The 19,898-nt window shown below is 71.7% G+C and carries 19 protein-coding genes; 7 read left to right on the top strand and 12 right to left on the bottom strand.

From position 1 onward, the window contains the following. Window positions 1–27 precede the first annotated feature (27 nt). The 5 genes from M1D56_RS00710 to M1D56_RS00690 all read right to left on the bottom strand — a co-directional run bounded on the left by M1D56_RS00710 (window position 28) and on the right by M1D56_RS00690 (window position 4,237). A complete protein-coding gene (locus M1D56_RS00710) occupies window positions 28–933 on the bottom strand; it encodes a carbohydrate kinase family protein (RefSeq protein WP_456284344.1) in 906 nt (301 codons plus the stop codon). Continuing rightward, the gene (locus tag M1D56_RS00705; protein WP_456284343.1) at window positions 930–1,247 is read right to left on the bottom strand and encodes a putative quinol monooxygenase; all 318 of its coding nucleotides are present in this window, start codon (window positions 1,245–1,247) and stop codon (window positions 930–932) included. The genes M1D56_RS00710 and M1D56_RS00705 overlap by 4 nt, the downstream gene beginning before the upstream one ends. Next, the gene (locus M1D56_RS00700; protein WP_455969165.1) at window positions 1,244–2,041 is read right to left on the bottom strand and encodes an ATP-binding cassette domain-containing protein; all 798 of its coding nucleotides are present in this window, start codon (window positions 2,039–2,041) and stop codon (window positions 1,244–1,246) included. Before M1D56_RS00700 ends, M1D56_RS00705 begins: the two co-directional genes overlap by 4 nt. After that, on the bottom strand, window positions 2,041–3,078 hold the full coding sequence (locus M1D56_RS00695; RefSeq protein WP_455968992.1) for an ABC transporter permease: 1,038 nt from the start codon (window positions 3,076–3,078) through the stop codon (window positions 2,041–2,043). The genes M1D56_RS00700 and M1D56_RS00695 overlap by 1 nt, the downstream gene beginning before the upstream one ends. A 73-nt stretch (window positions 3,079–3,151) precedes the next feature. Further along, window positions 3,152–4,237, bottom strand: a complete 1,086-nt coding sequence (locus M1D56_RS00690; RefSeq protein WP_456284342.1) for a substrate-binding domain-containing protein — start codon at window positions 4,235–4,237, stop codon at window positions 3,152–3,154. 147 nt (window positions 4,238–4,384) lie between these two features. Between M1D56_RS00690 and M1D56_RS00685 the strand changes: the two genes are divergently transcribed. Beyond that, window positions 4,385–5,380, top strand: coding sequence for a LacI family DNA-binding transcriptional regulator (locus M1D56_RS00685; protein ID WP_456284341.1), 996 nt, complete (start codon window positions 4,385–4,387; stop codon window positions 5,378–5,380). A 38-nt stretch (window positions 5,381–5,418) separates the two neighbouring features. Here the strand turns inward: M1D56_RS00685 and M1D56_RS00680 are convergent, their stop codons facing one another. Continuing rightward, a complete protein-coding gene (locus M1D56_RS00680; protein ID WP_456284340.1) occupies window positions 5,419–8,346 on the bottom strand; it encodes a GH32 C-terminal domain-containing protein in 2,928 nt (975 codons plus the stop codon). A gap of 130 nt (window positions 8,347–8,476) precedes the next feature. On the opposite strand from M1D56_RS00680, the gene M1D56_RS00675 reads away from it, so the two are divergent. Next, the gene (locus tag M1D56_RS00675) at window positions 8,477–9,196 is read left to right on the top strand and encodes a hypothetical protein (RefSeq protein ID WP_456284339.1); all 720 of its coding nucleotides are present in this window, start codon (window positions 8,477–8,479) and stop codon (window positions 9,194–9,196) included. A 10-nt stretch (window positions 9,197–9,206) separates the two neighbouring features. Here the strand turns inward: M1D56_RS00675 and M1D56_RS00670 are convergent, their stop codons facing one another. Together M1D56_RS00670 and M1D56_RS00665 are read right to left on the bottom strand one after the other, a co-directional pair. Continuing rightward, on the bottom strand, window positions 9,207–10,118 hold the full coding sequence (locus tag M1D56_RS00670) for a dihydrodipicolinate synthase family protein (protein WP_456284338.1): 912 nt from the start codon (window positions 10,116–10,118) through the stop codon (window positions 9,207–9,209). Between the two features lie 38 nt (window positions 10,119–10,156). Further along, window positions 10,157–10,885 carry an MBL fold metallo-hydrolase gene (locus tag M1D56_RS00665; RefSeq protein ID WP_456284337.1) on the bottom strand — a complete coding sequence of 243 codons (729 nt, stop codon included), beginning with the start codon at window positions 10,883–10,885 and terminating at the stop codon, window positions 10,157–10,159. A gap of 141 nt (window positions 10,886–11,026) precedes the next feature. Here M1D56_RS00665 and M1D56_RS00660 point away from each other — a divergent pair, with 141 nt between their 5' ends. Together M1D56_RS00660 and M1D56_RS00655 are read left to right on the top strand one after the other, a co-directional pair. Then, window positions 11,027–11,950, top strand: coding sequence for an SDR family NAD(P)-dependent oxidoreductase (locus M1D56_RS00660; protein WP_456284336.1), 924 nt, complete (start codon window positions 11,027–11,029; stop codon window positions 11,948–11,950). A gap of 73 nt (window positions 11,951–12,023) precedes the next feature. Then, window positions 12,024–12,452, top strand: a complete 429-nt coding sequence (locus tag M1D56_RS00655) for an SRPBCC family protein (RefSeq protein ID WP_456284335.1) — start codon at window positions 12,024–12,026, stop codon at window positions 12,450–12,452. 4 nt (window positions 12,453–12,456) lie between these two features. On the opposite strand, the gene M1D56_RS00650 is transcribed toward M1D56_RS00655, so the two are convergent. Then, entirely contained in the window at window positions 12,457–13,005 is a 549-nt protein-coding gene (locus tag M1D56_RS00650) for a DUF488 domain-containing protein (protein ID WP_456284334.1), read from the bottom strand. 20 nt (window positions 13,006–13,025) lie between these two features. Then, window positions 13,026–13,817, bottom strand: a complete 792-nt coding sequence (locus M1D56_RS00645; protein ID WP_282980410.1) for a helix-turn-helix domain-containing protein — start codon at window positions 13,815–13,817, stop codon at window positions 13,026–13,028. A 73-nt stretch (window positions 13,818–13,890) separates the two neighbouring features. Here M1D56_RS00645 and ilvD point away from each other — a divergent pair, with 73 nt between their 5' ends. Both ilvD and M1D56_RS00635 read left to right on the top strand, forming a co-directional pair. Further along, entirely contained in the window at window positions 13,891–15,747 is a 1,857-nt protein-coding gene (gene ilvD, locus M1D56_RS00640; protein WP_456284333.1) for a dihydroxy-acid dehydratase, read from the top strand. Between the two features lie 31 nt (window positions 15,748–15,778). Continuing rightward, window positions 15,779–16,273 carry a GNAT family N-acetyltransferase gene (locus M1D56_RS00635; RefSeq protein ID WP_456284332.1) on the top strand — a complete coding sequence of 165 codons (495 nt, stop codon included), beginning with the start codon at window positions 15,779–15,781 and terminating at the stop codon, window positions 16,271–16,273. A 65-nt stretch (window positions 16,274–16,338) separates the two neighbouring features. Here M1D56_RS00635 and M1D56_RS00630 read toward each other — a convergent pair whose 3' ends face one another. Together M1D56_RS00630 and M1D56_RS00625 are read right to left on the bottom strand one after the other, a co-directional pair. Next, window positions 16,339–16,896 carry a hypothetical protein gene (locus tag M1D56_RS00630; RefSeq protein ID WP_456284331.1) on the bottom strand — a complete coding sequence of 186 codons (558 nt, stop codon included), beginning with the start codon at window positions 16,894–16,896 and terminating at the stop codon, window positions 16,339–16,341. Between the two features lie 268 nt (window positions 16,897–17,164). Next, a complete protein-coding gene (locus M1D56_RS00625) occupies window positions 17,165–17,335 on the bottom strand; it encodes a CsbD family protein (RefSeq protein WP_271174638.1) in 171 nt (56 codons plus the stop codon). A 235-nt stretch (window positions 17,336–17,570) separates the two neighbouring features. Here M1D56_RS00625 and M1D56_RS00620 point away from each other — a divergent pair, with 235 nt between their 5' ends. Further along, window positions 17,571–19,811: an HNH endonuclease gene (locus M1D56_RS00620; RefSeq protein WP_456284330.1), complete on the top strand. Its 2,241-nt coding sequence runs from the start codon at window positions 17,571–17,573 to the stop codon at window positions 19,809–19,811. Window positions 19,812–19,898: the final 87 nt, after the last annotated feature.

The following is a 19,898-nucleotide window of genomic DNA, read 5'->3' as shown; positions in this document are numbered from 1 at the left end:
CGCACGTGGAGGGCCCTCCTCGTCTCGCTAGGCGACTTCGCCGCGTCGAGGCGGGTCCGCGCCCGGGCGTGAGACCGTGACGGCTGCAGCCCGCGCGGCCCAGTCGAGGATCGACGCGAGCTGCGCCGAGTCCGCCGCGCGCAGCGCATCGCGCGCGGTGCCGTCTACCCACCCTGCGGAGATGAGGCCGTCGATCAGAGCGCCCATGAACGTGTCCCCCGCACCGACCGTGTCGACGACCGAGACGCGGCGCCCTGGCACCTCCAGCTCCCCGCAGTCGGCGACAGCGAACGCACCCTTCGCCCCCTCCGTCACGATGACGACGGCCGGCCCGGAAGCCTGCCAGGCGCGTGCAGCGTCGCGAGGGTCGAATCCGGGATAGAGCCAGTGCAGATCCTCGTCACTCGCCTTGACGACGTCCGCCTGGGCGACGAGGGACTCGACCCCCCGCCGGGTGTCGGCCCCATCCGACACGAGGGCGGGGCGGATGTTCGGGTCGTACGTGACGAGCGCTCCAGGTCGCCCCGCTTCCACGATGTGCAGGACCTCGTCCGCTCCCGGCTCGAGCAGGCCGGCGATCGAGCCGACGTGGATGACGTCCGCATCTTCGGCCGTCGCCCCGGAGAGCGACCAGGCGATGTCGAAGACGTACGTGGCCGCTCCCGTCCTATCGAGCTCGGCCGTCGCGGTCGCGGTCCGCGGGATCTCAGCGTGCGCGACCTCGACGCCCGATTCGGCGAGCCAGTCGCGCAGCACCCGGCCGTGGCCATCCGCCCCGAGCGCCGTCAGGAGGCGCGGCGAACGTCCGAGGCGCCCGAGCGTGATCGCCACATTGGCGGGACTGCCACCGGGGATCTCCTCGATGCGCCCGTCGGCGCGGCGAACGATGTCGATGAGCGCCTCGCCGACGACGAGGATCCGCGGCGCCGTCACGTGCGCCATCCGTCGACCGACGCCGGCTCGAGGAAGCGCAGCGCGCTGCGGCCGCCCGTGACGTGGTCGGCCAGCTCGGCGTTGAACGCGCTGCCGGCGTCGCCCCCGAGGTGCGCGTCGAAGGCCGCGCGATCGCGGTACACCTCGAAGACGAAGAACTGCTCGGGCGCCTCGGCCCTCCGGTACACGTCGAACACGACGTTCCCGGACTCTGCGCGCACGACGCCCGCGTACGCGGTGATCAGCTGCGCGACATGGTCCTCGGAGCCGGGTCGGGCGGTGAACTCGGCATGCAGGACGACCGGTTCGCTCATTCGGTGGCCGCTCCCGTCATGATCGCAACCGCGTCGGTCATGGAGTGCGACTGCGGCGTGATCGTCGCGGCCCGCTTGCCGAGACGCTGGATGTGGATGCGGTCGGCCACCTGGAAGACGTGCGGCATGTTGTGCGAGATGAGGATGACCGGCACGCCGTTGTCGCGCAGTCGCGTGATGAGCTCGAGCACCATATTCGACTCGCGGACCCCGAGCGCGGCCGTCGGCTCGTCCAGGATGACGACCTTCGAGCCGAAGGCCGCGGCGCGCGCGACGGCCACAGCCTGACGCTGGCCCCCGGACAGGTTCTCGACGGCGACGGTGACGTCCTGGAGCGTGGAGATGCCCAGGCGCTGCACTTCATCGCGGGCATCCTTGCGCATCCCCGCGGTGTCGAGCATGCGGAAGACCGAGCCCAGCACACCGGGCTTGCGCCGCTCGCGCCCCAGGAACAGGTTCGAGGCGACGTCCAGCGCGGGCGACACGGCGAGGTTCTGGTACACGGTTTCGATGCCCGCCGCGCGCGCATCCTGCGGCCGTTTGAAGTGCACGGGGGAGCCGTCGAGGAGGAGCTCGCCCTCGTCGGGGATGTAGGCGCCCGTGAGGCACTTGATGAGCGTGGACTTGCCGGCGCCGTTGTCGCCGATGACAGCTAGCACCTCGCCCGCGTGGAGCTGGAGGCTCACGCCGTCCAGGCCGACCACGCGGCCGAAGGTCTTCACGAGCCGGCGTGCTTCCAGCACCGGGGCGCGCCCCGAGGTCACGGCCGCCGCGGCGGCGCTCTCTGAAGGGATCACTTGCGCACCTTCCTGATCCACTGGTCAACGGAGACGGCGACGATGACGAGGATGCCGATCGCGAGCGTCTGGTAGAGCCCGTCCACACCGGCGAGGAAGAGGCCGTTGCGGAAGACGCCGACGATGATCGCGCCGAGCAGCGAGCCCCAGATGACGCCGCGCCCGCCGAACAGCGACGTGCCGCCGATCACGACCGCCGTGATGGAGTCGAGGTTGAGATCCGCGCCGGCGTTGGGGCTGGCAGCGCCCGACCGTCCGATCTGGATCCATGCGGCGATCGCGAGCACGGCTCCCGCCGCGACGTAGACGCTCATCAGCACGCGGCTCGTGGAGATGCCCGCGAGGCGCGCCGCCTCGGCGTCGTCGCCCACGGCGTAGACGTGACGCCCCCAGGCGGTTCGGCCGAGGATGAACGCGACGCCCGCGTACAGCGCGAGCATGATGATCGCCCCGACGGTCAGCCGGACGTCTCCGACCGGAATGGCCGTAGCAGTCCAGGTCATGAGGTCGGGCATGTCGGTGCGCCTCACGGTCTGCCCGCCGCTGTACAGCAGGCTCAGCGCGAGGAACGCGTTGAACGTCCCGAGCGTGGCGATGAACGGCGGCAGCTTCAGCCGCGTCACGAGCAGTCCGTTGATCGCACCGGCAACGAGAGCCACGACGAGGCCCACGACGAGCGCGAGAGGCGCCGGAAGCCCCGCGTCGGCGGCGGTCTGCGCGGCGACCATGGACGCGAGGATCATCGCCGCGCCGACCGAGAGGTCGATGCCGGCGGTGAGGATGATCAGCGTCTGCGCGACGGCGACGGTGCCGACGACCGAGACCTGGTCGAGCACGAGGGACAGGTTCGCGGGAGCGAAGAATCGCGGGTTGATGCTGCCGAAGACGATGACCGCGAGGACGAGCACCACCGCGGGGCTGATCACGGGGTACCGGTGCAGCAGGCCGCGAAGGCGGTCGACGGGCGTCCGACGATCGAGGAACTCGGCTGCGAGGTCGAGGGCGCTGGTCGGCGGTGAGATGTTCTGAGTCACGGGATCTCCAGGGATAGGGATGGCGTGGACGAGGAGCGGGGGCGGGGAGGACGCGCCGCCCCGCCACCTCCGCCTATTCGGCACCCCAGCAGAGGTCCGCGCCCTCGGCGGTGTCGATCGAGTCGACGCCGTCCACGGGCGTGTCGGTCACGAGCGCGACGCCTGTGTTGTAGAAGTCCAGGCCCTCGCTGACCTCGGGGGTCTCGCCCGTCTCTGCGAGCTGCGCGATCGCCTCGACGCCGAGCTCCGCCATCTTGACGGGGTACTGCTGGCTCGTGGCGTCGATGATGCCGTCCGCGACCTGGCCGACGCCGGCGCATCCGCCGTCCACCGAGACGATGATGACGTCCTCGGGGCTCTTGCCCGCTGCCTCGAGCGCCTGATATGCGCCGTAGGCCGCGGGCTCGTTGATCGTGTAGACGACGTTGATGTCGGGGTTCTTCGCGAGGAGGTTCTCCATCGCCGCGCGTCCGCCGTCCTCGGCGCCCTGCGACGCCTCGTTGCCGACGATCGTGTATGAGCCGCCCGAGTACTCGCCGCTCGCGGCCTCGTCGCCGTTGACCGCCGGATCGCCGAGATCGACGCCGAGCCCGTCGAGGAAGCCCTGGTCGCGGCTGTAGTCCACCGTGACGACCTTGTCGTCGAAGAGATCGATCATGCCGATCACGGCGTCCTCCCCGCCGAGCGCGCCGGCCGTCCACTGGCCGATCAGCTGTCCCGCGAGGAAGTTGTCCGTGGCGAAAGTGATGTCGACCGCGTCGGCCGGCTCGGGCACGGTGTCGAGGGCGATGACGTAGAGCCCGGCGTCGCGCGCCTTCTGGATCGCGTCGAGGACGGAGGGACCGTTCGGGGTGATGAGGATGCCCTGGTCGCCCTTCGAGATCGCGGCCTCGATGGCTTGGATCTGGGTGTCCTCGTCGCCATCCTCCTTGCCGGCGGCGACCGTGAGGCTCACGCCGTGTTCTTCTGCCGCAGCGCGGGCGCCCTCCTCCATCGCGATGAAGAACGGGTTCGAGTTCGTCTTCACGATGAGCGAGACGCCGATCGCGTCTGGGTCGCCACTCGACGCGGAACCGGCACAGCCGGAGAGCGCGAGCGCGGCGGTCGTCGCGAGGCCGACCGCGATGAGGGAGCGGGACCGGATGCTGTGCTTCGTCATTGAGACCTCCAGGTGATGACAACGATGTCAGTGACGTTTGTATCCGAGGGCTCGGATAGAGTCAAGGGGACAAACCGTCGCCGAGATGAGAATGTGACATCGATGTCAGATTTGGCAGAAGACCACGCCCGCAGACCCCGGGCGACCATGAAGCACGTGGCGGCGCTCGCGGGTGTCGGGATCAAGACCGTCTCGCGCGTGGTCAACGGCGAGCCGAACGTCGCTGCGGCGACGGCGGCGAAGGTCTGGGACGCGGTGCGCACGCTGGACTACCACGTAGACCTCCAGGCCGGCAGCCTGCGCAGGGCCGACGGACGCACGCGGACGATCGGGCTCCTGGTCGGAAGCGTCGACAACCCGTTCGCGGGCGCCGTGCACCGCGCGGTCGAGGACGCGGCCTCTCCCCGCGGCGTGGCCGTGCTCGCCGCGAGCATGGACGACGACCCGCACCGCGAGGACCTTGCGGTGCGGACCTTCCTGCAGCGCCGAGTGGACGGACTCATCCTCACGACGGCCCAGGCGCGCCCCGCCTACCTCGAGACGCTCCGCGCGCGGGGCATCCCGGCTGTGTTCGTCGACCGCGACCCGCTCGCCGAGGTCGACCAGGTCGCGAGCGACAACCGCGACGGGGCAGCCGCAGCCACGGCCCACCTGATCCGGCACGGGCACCGCCGCATCGCCCTTCTCGCCGATCGGCTTGACATCGAGACCGCACGGATGCGCCAAGCGGGATTCTTCGACGCGCTCGGGGCGGCGGGCGTCCCGACCGCCCTCGCGCCGACCGTCACCGAGCTGCACACCCCCGAGCAGGCGCGCGCGGCGCTCGCCGAGCTCCTCGCGCTCGAGACGCCGCCCACCGCCGTGTTCAGCAGCCAGAACCTTGTCACCGTCGGCGCACTCCACGCCCTGCGCGAGGCTGGTCTCCAGCATCGGGTCGCGCTCGTCGGGTTCGATGACCTGCCCCTCGCGGACCTCCTCGATCCGGGCATCACCGTCGCAGCGCAGGACCCGCAGGAGATCGGTCGCCGCGCTGTCGAGCTGCTCTTCGCGCGGCTCGAAGGCGAGGACGCCTCCGCCCGCCGGATCGTCGTGCAGACGAGCCTCATCCCACGCGGGAGTGGCGAGATCGCCGCTCCCGCGTGAGCGGGGTGCCCCGGGGACGAGCCCCGGGACACCCCGACTCACCCCGCGACGCCGACGCGGACTGCGCCGCCGTCGACGACGCCGACCGAGTTCTCGAGCTCGACGCGGTACTCGTGCGCGCCCGGCGAGGCGCCGCTGACCAGGAACTCGACGACGCGATCGCTCGCGACGGCGCGGTGGACGCGGCCGATGACGCGTCCGTCCTCGAGCAGCCGGACGACCGTCGTGGGCTGCCCCTTGCCGACCTTCACCTTGATCGAGAAGTCGCCATCGGCATCCGGTCCACGCCTCGGGCCGGTGAGGGCGCTCACCTCGGCGGCCGGGGGCGTCGCGGTCGCGTCGTCCGCGCCGGCCTCCTTCCACATCGCCCCGTGCATCGGCGTGATCGTGAGGGACTCGACCATCGCGCCGTCTCCCTCAGCCCAGAGCGCCAGGCGGTCCGCGCCCTCGTTCGGGAACACCTGGTCGGTGATCGAGATCTCGCCGTCGGCTGTGAGGACCTCGACGCTCGCGCGGTCGACGTAGGCCGTGATCGCGACCCGGCCGTCTTCCAGCGCGACGGGGGCGTCGTCGAGGGACGGGAACGCGGGGTGGAACGCCACGTCGCCCGAGTCGCGCCGGTCGACGAAGAGGCGCCCGTCCGCGTAGCCGATCCGAGTCGCGCTCTCGTCGTCTCCGAGGACGCTGAGTCCGACGGCGTCGGCACCGCCGGGTGCGAGCACGGCGTCGATCCTCAGCACGTCGCCCTCGACGGGGAGCGTCGCCGCGCCGTCGGCGATCGGTCCGGCCGGTGCGTTCCACGCGCGGTCCGACTGCTCGAGCTGCGCGAACTCGGGTACGACGTGCTGGACGAGACGCGGCCCCTCGGGAGTGGACGCGAGCTCGACCTCGCGAGGCAGCGCCATAGCGCTGCGCCATGAGCCGGTCGGGATGTCGTTCGCGTAGTCCCAGTTGTTCATCCACCCCAGGAGCACGCGACGCCCGTCCGGCGCGCCGTTGAACGACACGGTCGCGTACGCGTCACGCCCCCAGTCGAGCCAGTCGTAGGACTCGATGCGGGGGGCAGCCGCCTCCGGTCCGAACATGATCTGGTCGACGAGGATGTGCCCCCAGCCGAACCGGTTGTTGTCGACGATGCGGATGGTCGCCTCGCGCCCGAGGTACTCCTCGACGTCCCAGCTCACCCAGTCGAGGGTCTCGCTGTTCGCTCCGGTCGCGGTCCGCACCACCTCGCCGTCGACGACGAGACTCACGCTTGTCTCCTCGGAGCGCGGCTGCGCGGGCTCCGCACCCAGCACGAGGTGATCGACCGTGAGGTGTCCCCACCCGCCTGTCGCGTCGTCATGCACCTGGAAGCGCGCTTCGCTCCCGGCGAACTCCGACACATCCCAGGACTGCCAGTTGAGCTGGCCGGCCTCCGGCCCGGTCGCGGTGCGGACGACCTGCCCGTCCACGATCAGGCGCACCTCGAGGGTCCCGTTCGCACGCTTGCCACCGCCGATGAGGAACGACAGGTGGTCCTCGCCGGGCTCGATCGCGAAGGCGGGCGACGTGAGGTCGCCGAGGTTCTCGTCGCCCTTCGGCCCACCCTCCCACGTATTCAGACGCTTGGCTCCCAGATAGTAGTCCCCACCTGTGGTCGACGGGTTGCGCGACGGATCCGTCGCGAAGTCGCCCGTGAGCTCCCATCCGGCGTCGGCGAGGTCCGTGCCGTCGGGCAGCTCGAAGCCATCGAAGAGAAGGCGACCCTCGGGCGGTTCGTTGCCGAGCTGGGTGCCGTCCACACGCGGATGGCTCCCGCCTCCCACGAGGAGGTTGACGTGCGACTCCGACACCGTGAACGGCGGCGACTCCATCGAGCCGACCGGCCCGTCGCCGCCGACGAAGCCGTTGACCAGACCACTGCCGACGAAGCCGGTCACGGGGTTCTGGCCGTCCAGCGTGCCGGGCGCGGGAGCCGCGCCCCACGGACCGGTGCCCCCTTGCTCGTTCATGACCGTCCAGCCGTCGTAGCCCCCGCCGTCGAACCCCGCGAACAGCTCCCCTTGCGGCAGAGTATCGCCCGCGACGGTGCTCTCGGAGGTGAAGGTCGTGCCATCGAACTCGCCGACGAAATACTGGCCACCCGACCCGCCGGCTGGTGCGCCCGGGTTGAGGTTCACGACGAGAACCCACTTGGTGTTCGCGGGATCGCCGTCGACCGGAAGCGGGAAGAGGTCAGGGCACTCCCAGATGCCGCCGACCGCGTTCGCCGGGCCGAAGTCGCTGAGATGCGTCCACGTGCGGAGGTCATCGCTGCGGTACAGCACGACCTTGTGATCGAGCGCCTCCACGGCGACCATCACCCAGTACGTCTCACCCGATTCGGGATCGGTGTACGGGATGACCTTCGGGTCGCGGAAGTTCTGCGAGCCGCGGTCGAGCACGGGATTCCCCTCGTACTTCGTCCACGTCCGGCCGTGGTCGAGGCTGTACGCGAGCGACTGCGCCTGGATGCCGAGATGGGTCGGGTGGTGCGGGGTGTACGCGCTCGTGTAGATCGCCACGAGCGGAGGGTTCTCGTTCGTCCCGAAACCGCTCGTATTCGCCTCGTCGTAGACCACGGAGCCCGAGAAGATCTGCTCGATCTCGGTGCCGCTCTCGTCGAAGCCGCGGGGGATCGCGAGCGGCTGCTCCTCCCAGTGCACGAGATCCGTGCTCGTCGCGTGCCCCCAGCTCATGTTGCCCCAGCGCGTGCCATGAGGGTTGTGCTGGAAGAACAGGTGCCACGTGCCGTTCTCGAAGACGAGTCCGTTCGGGTCGTTCATCCAGTTGCGCTCGGGCGTGAAGTGGAGGTACGGCCGGTGCTGCTCGGTCTCGGGCGGTGGCGGCTCGTCCGCGCCCCATGCGGGCGATGCCGCGAGGGAGCATCCGAGAGCAGTGGCGGCCGCGATCGCGGCCAAGCGCAGGAGTCGTCTCTTCGTCATGGGATGGTGTTCGCCCTTCGTCGCGCGGGGGCTGACATCGTTGTCAACGCCTGGAGCGAGACGCTACGCATTGTCCGCCGGACATTGCAAGGGATTACCCGCGCGCGTCGGCGAAGGCTGGGATGGACGCATGCATCGCATCACCTCGCTCGCCGGCGCGGTCCTGAAGGCGCTCTTCTCGGGACTCGTGCGCCTGCGCCATCCGCGCCCCGTGCATCCCCATGGCGTCGCCCTCACGGGCGAGATGCGATGGCTCGGCCCGAGCGCCTCGGGGATCGCCTGGGTCGACGAGCCTCCGGACGGCCCGCAGCGCGTGTCGGCCCGAGCGTCGCGCTCGATCGGCGTGCCCGCGCCCCTGTCCGACGTGATCGGCCTTGCGCTCCGCGTGGACGATGAACGCGGCCCCGTGCACCTCGCGCTGGCGTCGACGGGGCGTGGGCCCGTCTCCCGCTGGCTTCTCACGGCGCACCGGTCGCCCTCGGCGGCATGGCTGAGCACCTTCCTCCCCTACACGGGCTCCCGGGGCTCTCTGCTGCTCGCCGCGTGGCCGCTCGCGCCGAGCGATCTGCCGAGCGAGCCATCCGCTCTGGCCGCCGCCCTGCGCGAGACGCCCTGGCGCCTGCGCCTGCACGTCGCCACCCCGACCGGGCGCTGGCATCCCTTCGCCGAGCTCACCCTCCGGCACGAGGCCGGCGCGCTCGACACGTCAGAGCGCATCGACGTGGGCGCGCATGTTCCGCCGGGCGCGACGGTGGCGCCGTGGATCCACGCGATCCGCGATCCGTCGTACCGCGAGGTCCAGGCGCGGACGTCCGGCGAGCCGAGCGGTCGGCCTCAGCCGGACGGGTGATCCGCCCTCCTCAGAGCTCCTCGTCGAGGCCCAGCTCGTGCGCGACCTCGACGGCCCGCCGCCGCGCGTCCCCCTCGAGCGCGCGGAGCGGTCGCGGCAGCGGGTCATCCGCCGTGAGACCGAGATGACCCGCGAGCGCGGCGACGACGCGCAGGCTCCCGTGCGCGCGGAAGAGCTGCCACAGCGGCTCGAGGCGCTCGGATGCCGCCGCCGCGGCGGCGTGATCGCCGCGGCCGGCCGGCTCGGCGATCGCCATCGCCGCCTGCGGGAAGAGGCCGCCCACCACTGAGTACCAGACGGCGCAGCCGGCGGCGAGGCCCGCGGCGGCGAGCGGGTCGACCGAGATGCCGACGCTCACGCTCTCCGGGATGCGCCCCTGCAGAGCACGCACGCGCTCCCGGGCGGCGAGCGGCTCGGCGGGCACGCCGGGGATCTTGATCGAGGCGATGTGCGGCAGCGCCGCCACACGCTCGAGGAGATCGTCGGTGAAGGCGAAACCCGTCGTCGTCGGGTTGTCGTAGACGACCACAGGCACCGACACCTCGGCCGTCACCGCTTCGAAGAGAGCGAAGACCTCGTCGTGGGTCAGAGGCTGGTAGCTCAGCGCGGGCAGGAGCAGACCCGCCGCTCCCGCCTCCTGCGCGTCGGCGGCGAGCGCGCGCACCTCGCTCGCCCGCAGCGCGCCGATCCCGACGAGCACGGGCTTCTCGCCCGCGCTCTCGACCGCGATGCGCGCCGCCTCCGCACGCTCGGAGCGCGACAGGTACGGGGAGCAGCCTGTCGAGCCGAGCGCGGTGATGGTGTCGACCTCGCTGCGCGCCAGGCGCTCCACGAGGCCCGCGTACGCGGCGTAGTCGAGCACGTCGTCGCGCAGCGGCGTGAGCGGGAACGCGCTCACACCCGTGAATGCCGCAGAGGTCATAGGTGCACCATAGTGCACTGGCGGGGCAGGTGCCAGCGTCAGCGGGCGCCCGCGGCCCGGGCCAGACGTGCGGCCGCGCGGAGACCGTCGCGCCACGGCTCGCCGTGGCCGGGCAGCATGAGCGGCGCCTCGACCTGCGCGAGCGCGTCGAGCGACGCGAGCGCGGCCCTGCTGTCGGCCGTCGCGGCGTTCGCGACGAGGCGCGGCCCGGTCTCGGCGGTGTACGGGTCGAGCGTGACGATCGCGTCGCCCGAGAAGAGGATCCCGATCTCGTCGAAGAGAAGCGCACAGTGCCCGTCGGTGTGCCCCGGCGTCCACAGCGGCACGGGCGATCCCGGCACATCGAGCGGATGGCCGTTCGCGAGCGACGCGCGCGCAGTCACGCCGCGTACGCCGAGCGCTCCGTGCAGGACCATGTCGCCGAGCACGGGGAGCGCCTTCGGATACCGGGCGAGGTACGGCGGCCGGGCGCGCTCGGGGCGGTAGAGGTACGGATGGCGCGCGAGGCGTCGGTCCCGCGCGTGGACGTGCACGGGCGTCTCGTGCGCGCGCTGCAGCCGCCGGGCGATCCCGACGTGATCGAAATGGCCGTGCGTGAGAACCACGGCGTCGATGTCGGCCGGTGTCGCGCGGAGGTGGCCGAGCGCTTCCCGGAGCGCGCCCCACGTGCCGGGCAGGCCCGCGTCGACGAGGGTCATGCCGTCGGGGCGCACGACGAGATAGCAGTTCACGTGCGCGACATCGAGCCGGTGGACCCCCTCGGCCACCACGCTCCAGGATCTCGATCGATCGCGCATGAGAGCACCCTGCGTCCGCACCGCCGCGTCCGCCAGGGGCTTGCCGCGCGCCGATCGGCGGTGTTAGGGATGGCACCGACGGGAGGAACCGATGGCAGCACGCGAGCGGCCATGAGAGGCCGCATCGACTCGGACACCGTGGTCGTGGTGCTCGGCGCCTCGAGCGGCATCGGGCGCGCGGCTGCGCACGCCTTCGCGCGGCACGGAGCGCGTCTGGTGCTCTGCGCGCGCACGCCGGCGAGCCTCGATGCCGCCGCAGACGAGTGCCGCAGCCTCGGCGCGGCCGACGTCCTGACGTTCCCCCTCGACATCGTCGACGAAGACGGGGTCGCCGACATGCTCGCGTCGGCCGAGCGCCGCCTCCGACGCGTGGACGTCTGGGTCGCCGCGAGCTCCCTCTACAGTCTCGGCACGGTCGAGAGCACGCCGAGCGAGGTGACGCGGCGCATCATCGAGGTGAATCTCATCGCGCAGATGGAGGCCGCGCGTGCGGCCATCCCTCTCCTTCGGAGGGCGCACGGCACGATGATCCTCCTCGGCTCGGTCTTCTCCGTGGTGCCCGCCCCGTTCGTCGGCGCGTACGCGGCCAGCAAGCACGGCATCGCCGGCTTCGCGAAGGTCCTGCGCCTGGAGCTGCGCGGCGAGATCGACGTGTGCCTGCTCCTCCCCGCGACGATCGACACCCCGATCCACCAGCACGCCGCGAACGCGACCGGCCGCGCGATCCGCCCCCTCCCTCCGCTCGTGCCCGCGGAGCGCGTAGCGAGCGCGATCGTCGAGCTCGCCATCCGCCCGCGCCGCCGTCGCGTCGTCGGCTGGACGCAGGGAGCGGCCGTCTACCTGCGCCCTCTGTGCCCGGGGCTCGTCGACGCGTTCATGTCGGCGTACATGCGCCGTGTCGGCGTGGGCAGGATGGCCGCCTCTCCCTCCGAGGGGAATCTGTTCCACGTCGACCCCGGCTCGAACGCCGTGAGGGGCGGATGGCGGCGGTCGCGCGCGCGTGAGGAGAAGCGCGCCGCTCGTCAACCCCATTAATCCCACGGAGGAGCAGAGCATAGCCTCGGGTCCACGAAGAGAGCACTCCATCATGCGACCAGCCGAGGCACACATGCGCACAGCACTGACCGGAGAGATCGACGTCGACGCGCCTCCCGGGGAGGTGTACGCACGCTGGAGGGACGTCGAGGGGTTCCCCGAATTCGTCGAGCTCGTGGAATCCGTCCGCCGGGTGGACGACATCCGCTCGTTCTGGACGGTGCGGCTCGGGCGGACCCCGCAGACGTTCTACGCCGACATCGTCGACGACGTGCCCGAACGGCGCATCTGCTGGCAGAGCACCGACGGCGCGCTCCACTCCGGACGCGTCGAGTTCGCGCCGCGCGACGGCGGCACCCATGTCGCGCTCGAGACGACCTGGGATGCTCCCGATCCGTTCGCCGCGATCGGCCTGCCGCTCGACCTCGACCACGACCTCGCACAGCGTGACCTCGAACGCTTCAAGCGCCTCATCGAGGAGCGCAGCCGCGCCGCCCACTGAGGACTCACGCCGGGTCGTCCTCCGGCGGGTACCAGACGCGCTCGCCCTCGACGCGCGCGAACGACGTGAGCGTGTGCGGCCGGGACGCGGTCGGGCTCATGATGTCGACGACCTCGATCCCGCGCACGAGCAGCGCGTCGCCCACGAGCGAGCGGTGGCAGCGCCACGGAACCGCCTCGGCGCACATGATCGCGGTCCGCTGCCGCTCCGCGAGGCGGATGAGCTCGTCCACGCCGCGCGCGAACGGCTCGGTCTGCATGTAGTCGGCGTACGCGCGGAAGCTGCGGTTGCGCCAGGCTCCGTTGATCGACTCCTCGCCGACCCGCGTGTAGCGACGCCCGCCGAGGTCCTCAAGGCGCCGGTATGCGACGCCCGCGTCCTCGAGCGCGCGCGGCAGCTCGTCCCGCCCGAACTGCGGGTTCCGACGCGATCCGACCACCGAGCGGATGTCTCCCACGAGCTCGATCCCGCTCGCGGCGAGCATCGCGAGGAACTCCTCGATCGGCCGGTTGGAGTGCCCGACCGTGAACACGGTCGTCGTCAGCGGAAGCATCCTCTGCAGTATGTCGCGGTTCAGGTCGTGACGGGCACGTACATCACGACGTGGAGGTCGGAGGCGTCGGATGGCACGAGCCGATGGTGCTCGAACGCGAGCAGACCCGCCTCGCGATGGCGGAACATCCGCCGCCGCGACGCGAAGCGCAGGATCTCGAGCTCGGCCCACTGGACGCGGAAATCATCGCTCGCCTCGCGCAGCCGCTCGACGATCGCGCGATGCCGCGGGGTGGCGAGGCGCACCCCGGCCTCGGCGCGGAACTCCGCGAGGAACCGCCGGCTGTCGCGCTCCCAGTCGGGCAGCATCTCGCGCAGCTCGGGGTCGGTGTAGACGAGCCACAGCAGGTTGCGGTCGGCCTCGTCGAGGGTCGCGATCCGCGGGTACAGCCACGCGTACCGGGCGTTCCATCCGGCGATCGCCCAGTCCGTCGCGACGATGAATGCGGGAAAGTCGAGGGCGTCGACGAGCCGCTGAAGATGGTCGGGCACCGCCTCGCGCTCGGGCGCGGGCTCGGCTGACTCCTGCTCGGCGAGCGCGAAGACGTACTCCGTCTCGACCGAGGTCAGCCCGAGCACGCGCGCGACGGCGGCGAGCACCTGGCGGGAGACGTTGATGTCGCGCCCCTGCTCGAGCCACGTGTACCAGGACCCGCTCACGCCGGCGAGCGTCGCGACCTCCTCGCGGGTGAGACCGGCGTCGCCGCGGCGGGCAGTCAACGGCAGCCCCAGGGCGGAGCGGCTCGTCGTGCGACGGCGCGCGAGAAGGAATTCGCCGAGCTGCTCGCGACGAGGAGTGCGCGGCCGGATCACGCTTTGATGGTACTGCCAGTACCGGTACTGACCGCATCTCCCGCTTCTTCCTGCGACGTGCGGAGATGGGAGCATGCCCGCACTCCGCTCTCGCACCATCACGCACGGCCGCAACATGGCCGGCGCCCGCGCACTGCTGCGCGCCGCCGGCGTCCCGGGCGCCGACATCGGCCGGAAGCCGATCATCGCGGTCGCCAACTCGTTCACCGAGTTCGTGCCCGGCCACACGCACCTCGCGCCTGTGGGCCGCATCGTCTCCGACGCGATCACCGCCGCGGGCGGGGTGCCGCGCGAGTTCAACACGATCGCGGTCGACGACGGCATCGCCATGGGCCACGGCGGCATGCTCTACTCGCTGCCGTCTCGCGACCTCATCGCCGACTCGGTCGAGTACATGGTGAACGCGCACTGCGCCGACGCCCTCGTGTGCATCTCGAACTGCGACAAGATCACGCCCGGGATGCTGCTGGCCGCTCTGCGCCTCAACATCCCGACCGTCTTCGTCTCGGGCGGGCCCATGGAGGCCGGCCGCGCGACGCTCGTCGACGGCACCGTGCGCACCCTCGATCTCGTCGACGCGATCTCGGAGGCCGTGAACGAGAACGTCTCTGACGCAGACATCCAGCGCATCGAGGAGTCGGCCTGCCCCACCTGCGGATCGTGCTCGGGGATGTTCACGGCGAACTCGATGAACTGCCTCACGGAGGCGATCGGCCTCTCGCTCCCGGGCAACGGCTCGGTGCTCGCGACCCACACCGCGCGCCGCGCGCTCTACGAGAAGGCCGGCTCGCTGGTCGTCGACATCACGCGCCGCTACTACGACGAGGACGACGCCTCGGTCCTCCCGCGCAGCATCGCGACGCCTGCCGCATTCGGCAACGCGATGGCGCTCGACATCGCGATGGGCGGGTCGACGAACACGATCCTGCACCTGCTCGCGGCCGCGCACGAGGCCGGCGTCGCGTTCGGGCTCGATGAGATCGACGAGGTCTCGCGCCGCGTGCCGTGTCTCGCGAAGGTCGCGCCGAACGTCGCGAACGGCCGGACCTACTACATGGAGGATGTGCACCGCGCGGGCGGCATCCCCGCGCTCCTCGGCGAGCTGCGCCGCGGCGGGCTCCTCGACGAGGACGTGCACACGGTGCACGCGCAGACGCTGGGCGCCTGGCTCGACGAGTGGGATGTCCGCGGCGGCTCCGCGAGCGACGAGGCCGTCGAGCTGTGGCACGCGGCGCCCGGCGGGCGCCGCTCGGCGACGGCCTTCTCGCAGTCCGAGCGCTGGGCGGCGCTCGACCTCGACGCCGAGGGCGGCTGCATCCGCGACGTCGCGCACGCGTACTCGAAGGACGGCGGCCTCGCGGTCCTGCGCGGCAACATCGCCGTCGACGGCGCGGTCGTGAAGACCGCGGGCGTCGACCCGTCGATCTGGACGTTCTCGGGCCCCGCGGTCGTGTGCGAGTCGCAGGACGAGGCGGTGCAGAAGATCCTCGCGAAGGAGGTCGCGGAGGGCGACGTCGTCGTGATCCGCTACGAGGGCCCCAAGGGGGGCCCTGGCATGCAGGAGATGCTGTACCCGACGTCGTTCCTCAAGGGCCGCGGCCTCGGCAAGAGCTGCGCGCTCATCACCGACGGCCGCTTCTCGGGCGGCACGTCAGGTCTCTCGATCGGACACGTCTCCCCCGAGGCCGCGGCGGGCGGACTCATCGCGCTCGTGGAGGACGGCGACATCATCTCGATCGACATCCCCACGCGCGCGATCTCGCTCGACGTCGCCCCCGAGGAGCTCGAGCGCCGTCGCGCTGCGCTCGAGGCAGGCGGGGGCTACCGGCCGAAGAACCGCGTCCGCGAGGTCTCGCCCGCACTGCGCGCCTACGCGGCCTTCGCACAGTCGGCCGACAAGGGCGCCGTCCGGATCGTCCCCGAGATCTGATCGGGGCATCCGGATGCGAGAGGATGGTCGGGTGCTGCGCCCCGCTCAGACCGACGACGCCCCGGCCATCCTCGCGCTGCGCGATGCGCTCGCGCGCTGGCATCTCTCGCGCGGCATCCGACAGTGGACGCCCGGGCAGGTGCCGCTCACCGAGATCCAGGCGCAGATCGCGGCTGGCCAGTGGCACGTCCTCGATGATCGCGACGAGATCGAGGCGACCGTGCGCGTGCTCGACGACGACCCGCTCTTCTGGCCCGACGCCGAGGGAGACGACGCCGGATACATCCACGGCCTCATGGTCGCGCGCTCACGGGCGGGCGAGGGCCTCGGCGGGCGCGTCCTCGCGTTCGCCGAGGGGATGATCCGCTCGCGCGGGTGGGCCGCGGCGCGCCTCGACTGCGTCGCGTCGAACGCGGATCTCCGCAGCTACTACGAGGGCCGCGGGTACGTCTTCCAGGGCATCCGCGAGTTCCCGCCGGAGATCGGCCGCGTGCCGGCCGCGCTCTTCGAGAAGCCGCTCGACTGAGGATCGTGGGCGGAGTCCCCCGCTCCCCCGCTCGGTGAGAAGGGGCGTCCGCCCACGATCGGCCGTCAGGAGGGGATCGCCACCGTGAGCTGGCGCATCCGCTCGCGCTGCGATGCCGCCTCGGCGTGCTCGACGTGGAAGCAGTCGGCGTGCGCCGCGCGGAGCGCCGCCATCACCTCGCGCGAGACGTCGAGGCGATCCACGGGCTGCGCGCCCTGGGGGAACGCCCGCACATCGTCGAAGTCGTTGTCGTCGAGCAGCAGCAGGAAGTAGGGCGGGATGCCCTCCGGCGTCGCGAGCGGAATCAGGGCGTACCCCGTGGCGCCCATGTCGGCGAGGACGGTCGCAAAGCGCTGGGAGACGATCGGCGCGACGGGCGTGCTGGACCAGAGGATGTCGCCGAGGCGGCCGCCGCGCTCGAACGCGAGTCGCAGCGGCGGGAGCGACGCGATATCGCCCGCGGCGAGGACCTCGTCGATCGCGCGGCCGTCTGGCAGCTCCCACCAGCGCTCGTCGTCCCATCCGTCCCAGGCGATGAGAGCCCAGGCGTCGTCATCCGCGCAGCAGCCCTCGATGACCTCGCGGCCCGCGTAGCCGCGGCGGCCGCCGATCTGCTTGAGCACGGGTCACCGTCCCGTCGGACGGTGGTAGCCGTCGGTCAACGGCGGGAAATGCGGGATGGGCACGGGTCGCTGCGACGGGTGCCTCCCGTTCGCGGCGCCGGCACGGCGGAAACCGTCGCGTCTGTGGGGGTCTGCGTTCTGCAGGGGTTCGATCATGGTGCACGTCCTCGTCTGTCGTGTGGTCTTCGTCGATCACGCGATGTCGCACTCCCGGGTGCGAGGGCAACGCCGGCGGCGCGAGTGCGCCGCCGGCGTTGAGGAGGCCTCTTTACTTGAAGGCGTCCTTGACGTTCTCTCCGGCCTTCTTGAGCTTCGCGCCGAACTGGTCGGCCTCGCCCTCGGCCTCGAGCTCTTCGTTGTCCGTGGCCTTGCCGGTGGCTTCCTTCGCCTTGCCCGCGATGTCCTGCCCGGCGTTCTCGATCTTGTCGTCGAGTCCCATGGGGCCTCCTCTCGTCGTGCCTTCGGTCGTGCAGACCATTCGACTACACGCGACGGGCAGGCAGAACGGGGTTGACAGAGCGAGGAGGAGAAGGCAGGGGTCCTTCACGCCTTTCCTTCCTCGTATCTCTTTGCGAATGTGGAGTTATCCACAGGCTGGGATTGTTCGGTGGAATGTCCGATGGGGTGGGTAGTGTGGGGGTATGTCGAGGACGATGCCGCGGGAGGATGCGGGGGTGGGTTGGGAGCCCACCCCGGCGGAGGTCGCGGTGACGCGTTCGGCGGTGGAGCGGGCTCGTCGGGCGCGGGCTTTGCGGGCGGAGGCGGATGCGCTGGAGATTGAGGCGCTGGCTGAGGCGGGGGAGGTCGCGCGGGCGCAGCTGGCGAGGTCGGGGGCGGTCTCGTCGCGGTATGACTTCCCGTTCCGGGCGATGGCGGGGGAGTTCGCGGCGGCTCTGGGGGAGTCGAAGGGGCGGATGCAGACCCGCCTGGGGGACGCGATGGTGTTGGTGGGGTCGTTCCCGGAGACGTTCGCGGCGCTGGAGGGTGCGCGGATCACGGGTCGGCACGCGGGAGTGATCCGGCAGGTCGGGATGCGGCTGCCGGATGGGCTGCGGGAGGTGTTCGAGGCCGCGGCCGTCGGGTACGCGGAGGGTGCGACGCCGTTCGAGACGCGGGTGTTCGCGGAGGCTCTGGCGGAGAGGCTGGATCCGCGGTCGTTCTCGGATCGGCATCGGTCGGCGATGGCGCGGCGGGGTGTGTGGGTGAAGGTGCTTCCGGATGGGACGCAGGCGCTGGAGATCGTGGGCGAGGCGACCCGGATCCAGGCGATCGCCCGGGCCCTGCGCCAGCACGCACGGGACCTGGCCCGACAGGAACGCCGCGCCGCCGAAACCACGGATACCGGAAGCGTTGCGGGCGCGGGCGCGGGCGCCGCGGGTGTGGGCGCGGGCGCGGGCGCGGGCGCGGGCGCCGCGGGTGTGGGCGCGGCCGGTGGGTCGGGTGTGCGGTTCGAGGATTCGGAGCGGGTCGGTGAGGGCGGGGAGGGGCCGCGGACGGCGACGCAGATCGCGTCGGACCTCGCCGTCGAGGTCCTGTCCGCCCTGTGCGGCGACCCCGACGACACCCCCGCCCCCTGGACCACCACCGACACGGACACGACGGATGTCGGCGCGGGCGCGACGGCTCGCGCCGCGGATTCAACGGAACCTGGCGCGGCTGGCACGGGCGCCGCAGACGCGGGAGCGGGCACGACGAACCCCGACACGGACATCGCGGGTGCGACCGCGGACACGGACTCGGCGGCCCCCGATGCGGGCACCGAGGACGACGGCGCCAGCCCCGACGCGGACGACGTGGACGCGGGCGCGGGTTCCGATGTCTCGGATGCCGCGCGAACGGTCGACAGAGCCGACGGCGGAGCTGACCCCGTGGGTGCGGACGCGGAATCCGATCCACCCGGCACCGCCGACGCCGCGCGAGATCCCGGAGCCTCACCCCCGGACGGATCGCCTCGGGATGGAGGTCCTCCGCGTGGGGCGCCGCCGTCGGTGCGGGGCTTGGTGGGGGATGTGGATCGGGTGCTGTCGCGGGTGCGGGCGGTGGTGCAGGTCACGGTCGCGGCGACGACGCTAGCGGGGTTGGATGATGAGCCGGGGTTCCTGGCCGGGTACGGGCCGATCGACGCGGACACCGCCCGCAAGCTCGCGGGCAACGCGGCGGGGTGGGAGCGGGTGTTCTGCCACCCCGACACCGGGGCGCTGCTCACCGTCGACCGGTACACCCCCACCGCCGCGCAGAAGCGGTACCTCCTCGCCCGCGACGAACGCTGCCGCACGCCCGGGTGCCGCAACCTCGCGATCACCGCGGACCTGGACCACACCATCCCGTACGCCCAGGGCGGTGTCACGGACGTGGGCAACCTCGCCTGCCTGTGCGAGGGATGCCACCAGGACAAGCACCACACGCCCTGGCAGGTCAGGCAGCTCGGCGACGGCGTCCTGGAATGGACCAGCCCCGCCGGATACACCTACACCGAGAAGCCACCCCCACAGGCCCGCGCGGACGCCACCCCGACCCCGCTCATCGCCGACGCCCTCGCCCGCCACCACCGCGACCGCGAGCAGGCTGAGCAGCGCCGCCGCGCACGCCAACGCGAACGCGAGCGCGAGCAGGAACAGCGCCAGCGCGAACGCGAGCGCGAGCGCGAACAGCACCAGCGGGAACGCGAACAACACCAGCGGGAACGCGAACAGCGCCAGCGCGAGCAGGAGGAGCGGGAGCGGGAGCGGCGGCTGCACCTCGAGATCGAACAGGACATCCAGGAATGGCTCCGCCACTACTGGACAACCCCCGAATACCTCGCCCAAGCCCTTCTCGATGCCGACGACATCGCCCACCACGAACCCGAAGACCACGGCCCCGGCACGCCCGCACGCATCGAACCGCGACCGCAACTCGCCACGGCAGCATCCTGAAACCGGCCCGCCAGCGGGGCCCGAACCGGCGGACGCAGGGCAGACGGAGACGCGGGCGACGGAATCGCGACGGAGGCGTGGGCCGAC

The sequence above is a fragment of the Microbacterium sp. JZ101 genome (assembly GCF_053903175.1).
This window is presented reverse-complemented; position numbering and strand designations above follow the sequence as displayed.

Coding starts and splice junctions, on each gene's coding strand:
- M1D56_RS00705 (WP_456284343.1), bottom strand. CDS start 1,247: ATGAGCGAACCGGTCGTCCTGCATGCCGAGTTCACCGCCCGACCCGGC.
- M1D56_RS00690 (WP_456284342.1), bottom strand. CDS start 4,237: ATGACGAAGCACAGCATCCGGTCCCGCTCCCTCATCGCGGTCGGCCTC.
- M1D56_RS00685 (WP_456284341.1), top strand. CDS start 4,385: ATGAAGCACGTGGCGGCGCTCGCGGGTGTCGGGATCAAGACCGTCTCG.
- M1D56_RS00680 (WP_456284340.1), bottom strand. CDS start 8,346: ATGACGAAGAGACGACTCCTGCGCTTGGCCGCGATCGCGGCCGCCACT.
- M1D56_RS00675 (WP_456284339.1), top strand. CDS start 8,477: ATGCATCGCATCACCTCGCTCGCCGGCGCGGTCCTGAAGGCGCTCTTC.
- M1D56_RS00670 (WP_456284338.1), bottom strand. CDS start 10,118: ATGACCTCTGCGGCATTCACGGGTGTGAGCGCGTTCCCGCTCACGCCG.
- M1D56_RS00660 (WP_456284336.1), top strand. CDS start 11,027: ATGAGAGGCCGCATCGACTCGGACACCGTGGTCGTGGTGCTCGGCGCC.
- M1D56_RS00655 (WP_456284335.1), top strand. CDS start 12,024: ATGCGCACAGCACTGACCGGAGAGATCGACGTCGACGCGCCTCCCGGG.
- M1D56_RS00650 (WP_456284334.1), bottom strand. CDS start 13,005: ATGCTTCCGCTGACGACGACCGTGTTCACGGTCGGGCACTCCAACCGG.
- ilvD (WP_456284333.1), top strand. CDS start 13,891: ATGCCCGCACTCCGCTCTCGCACCATCACGCACGGCCGCAACATGGCC.
- M1D56_RS00625 (WP_271174638.1), bottom strand. CDS start 17,335: ATGGGACTCGACGACAAGATCGAGAACGCCGGGCAGGACATCGCGGGC.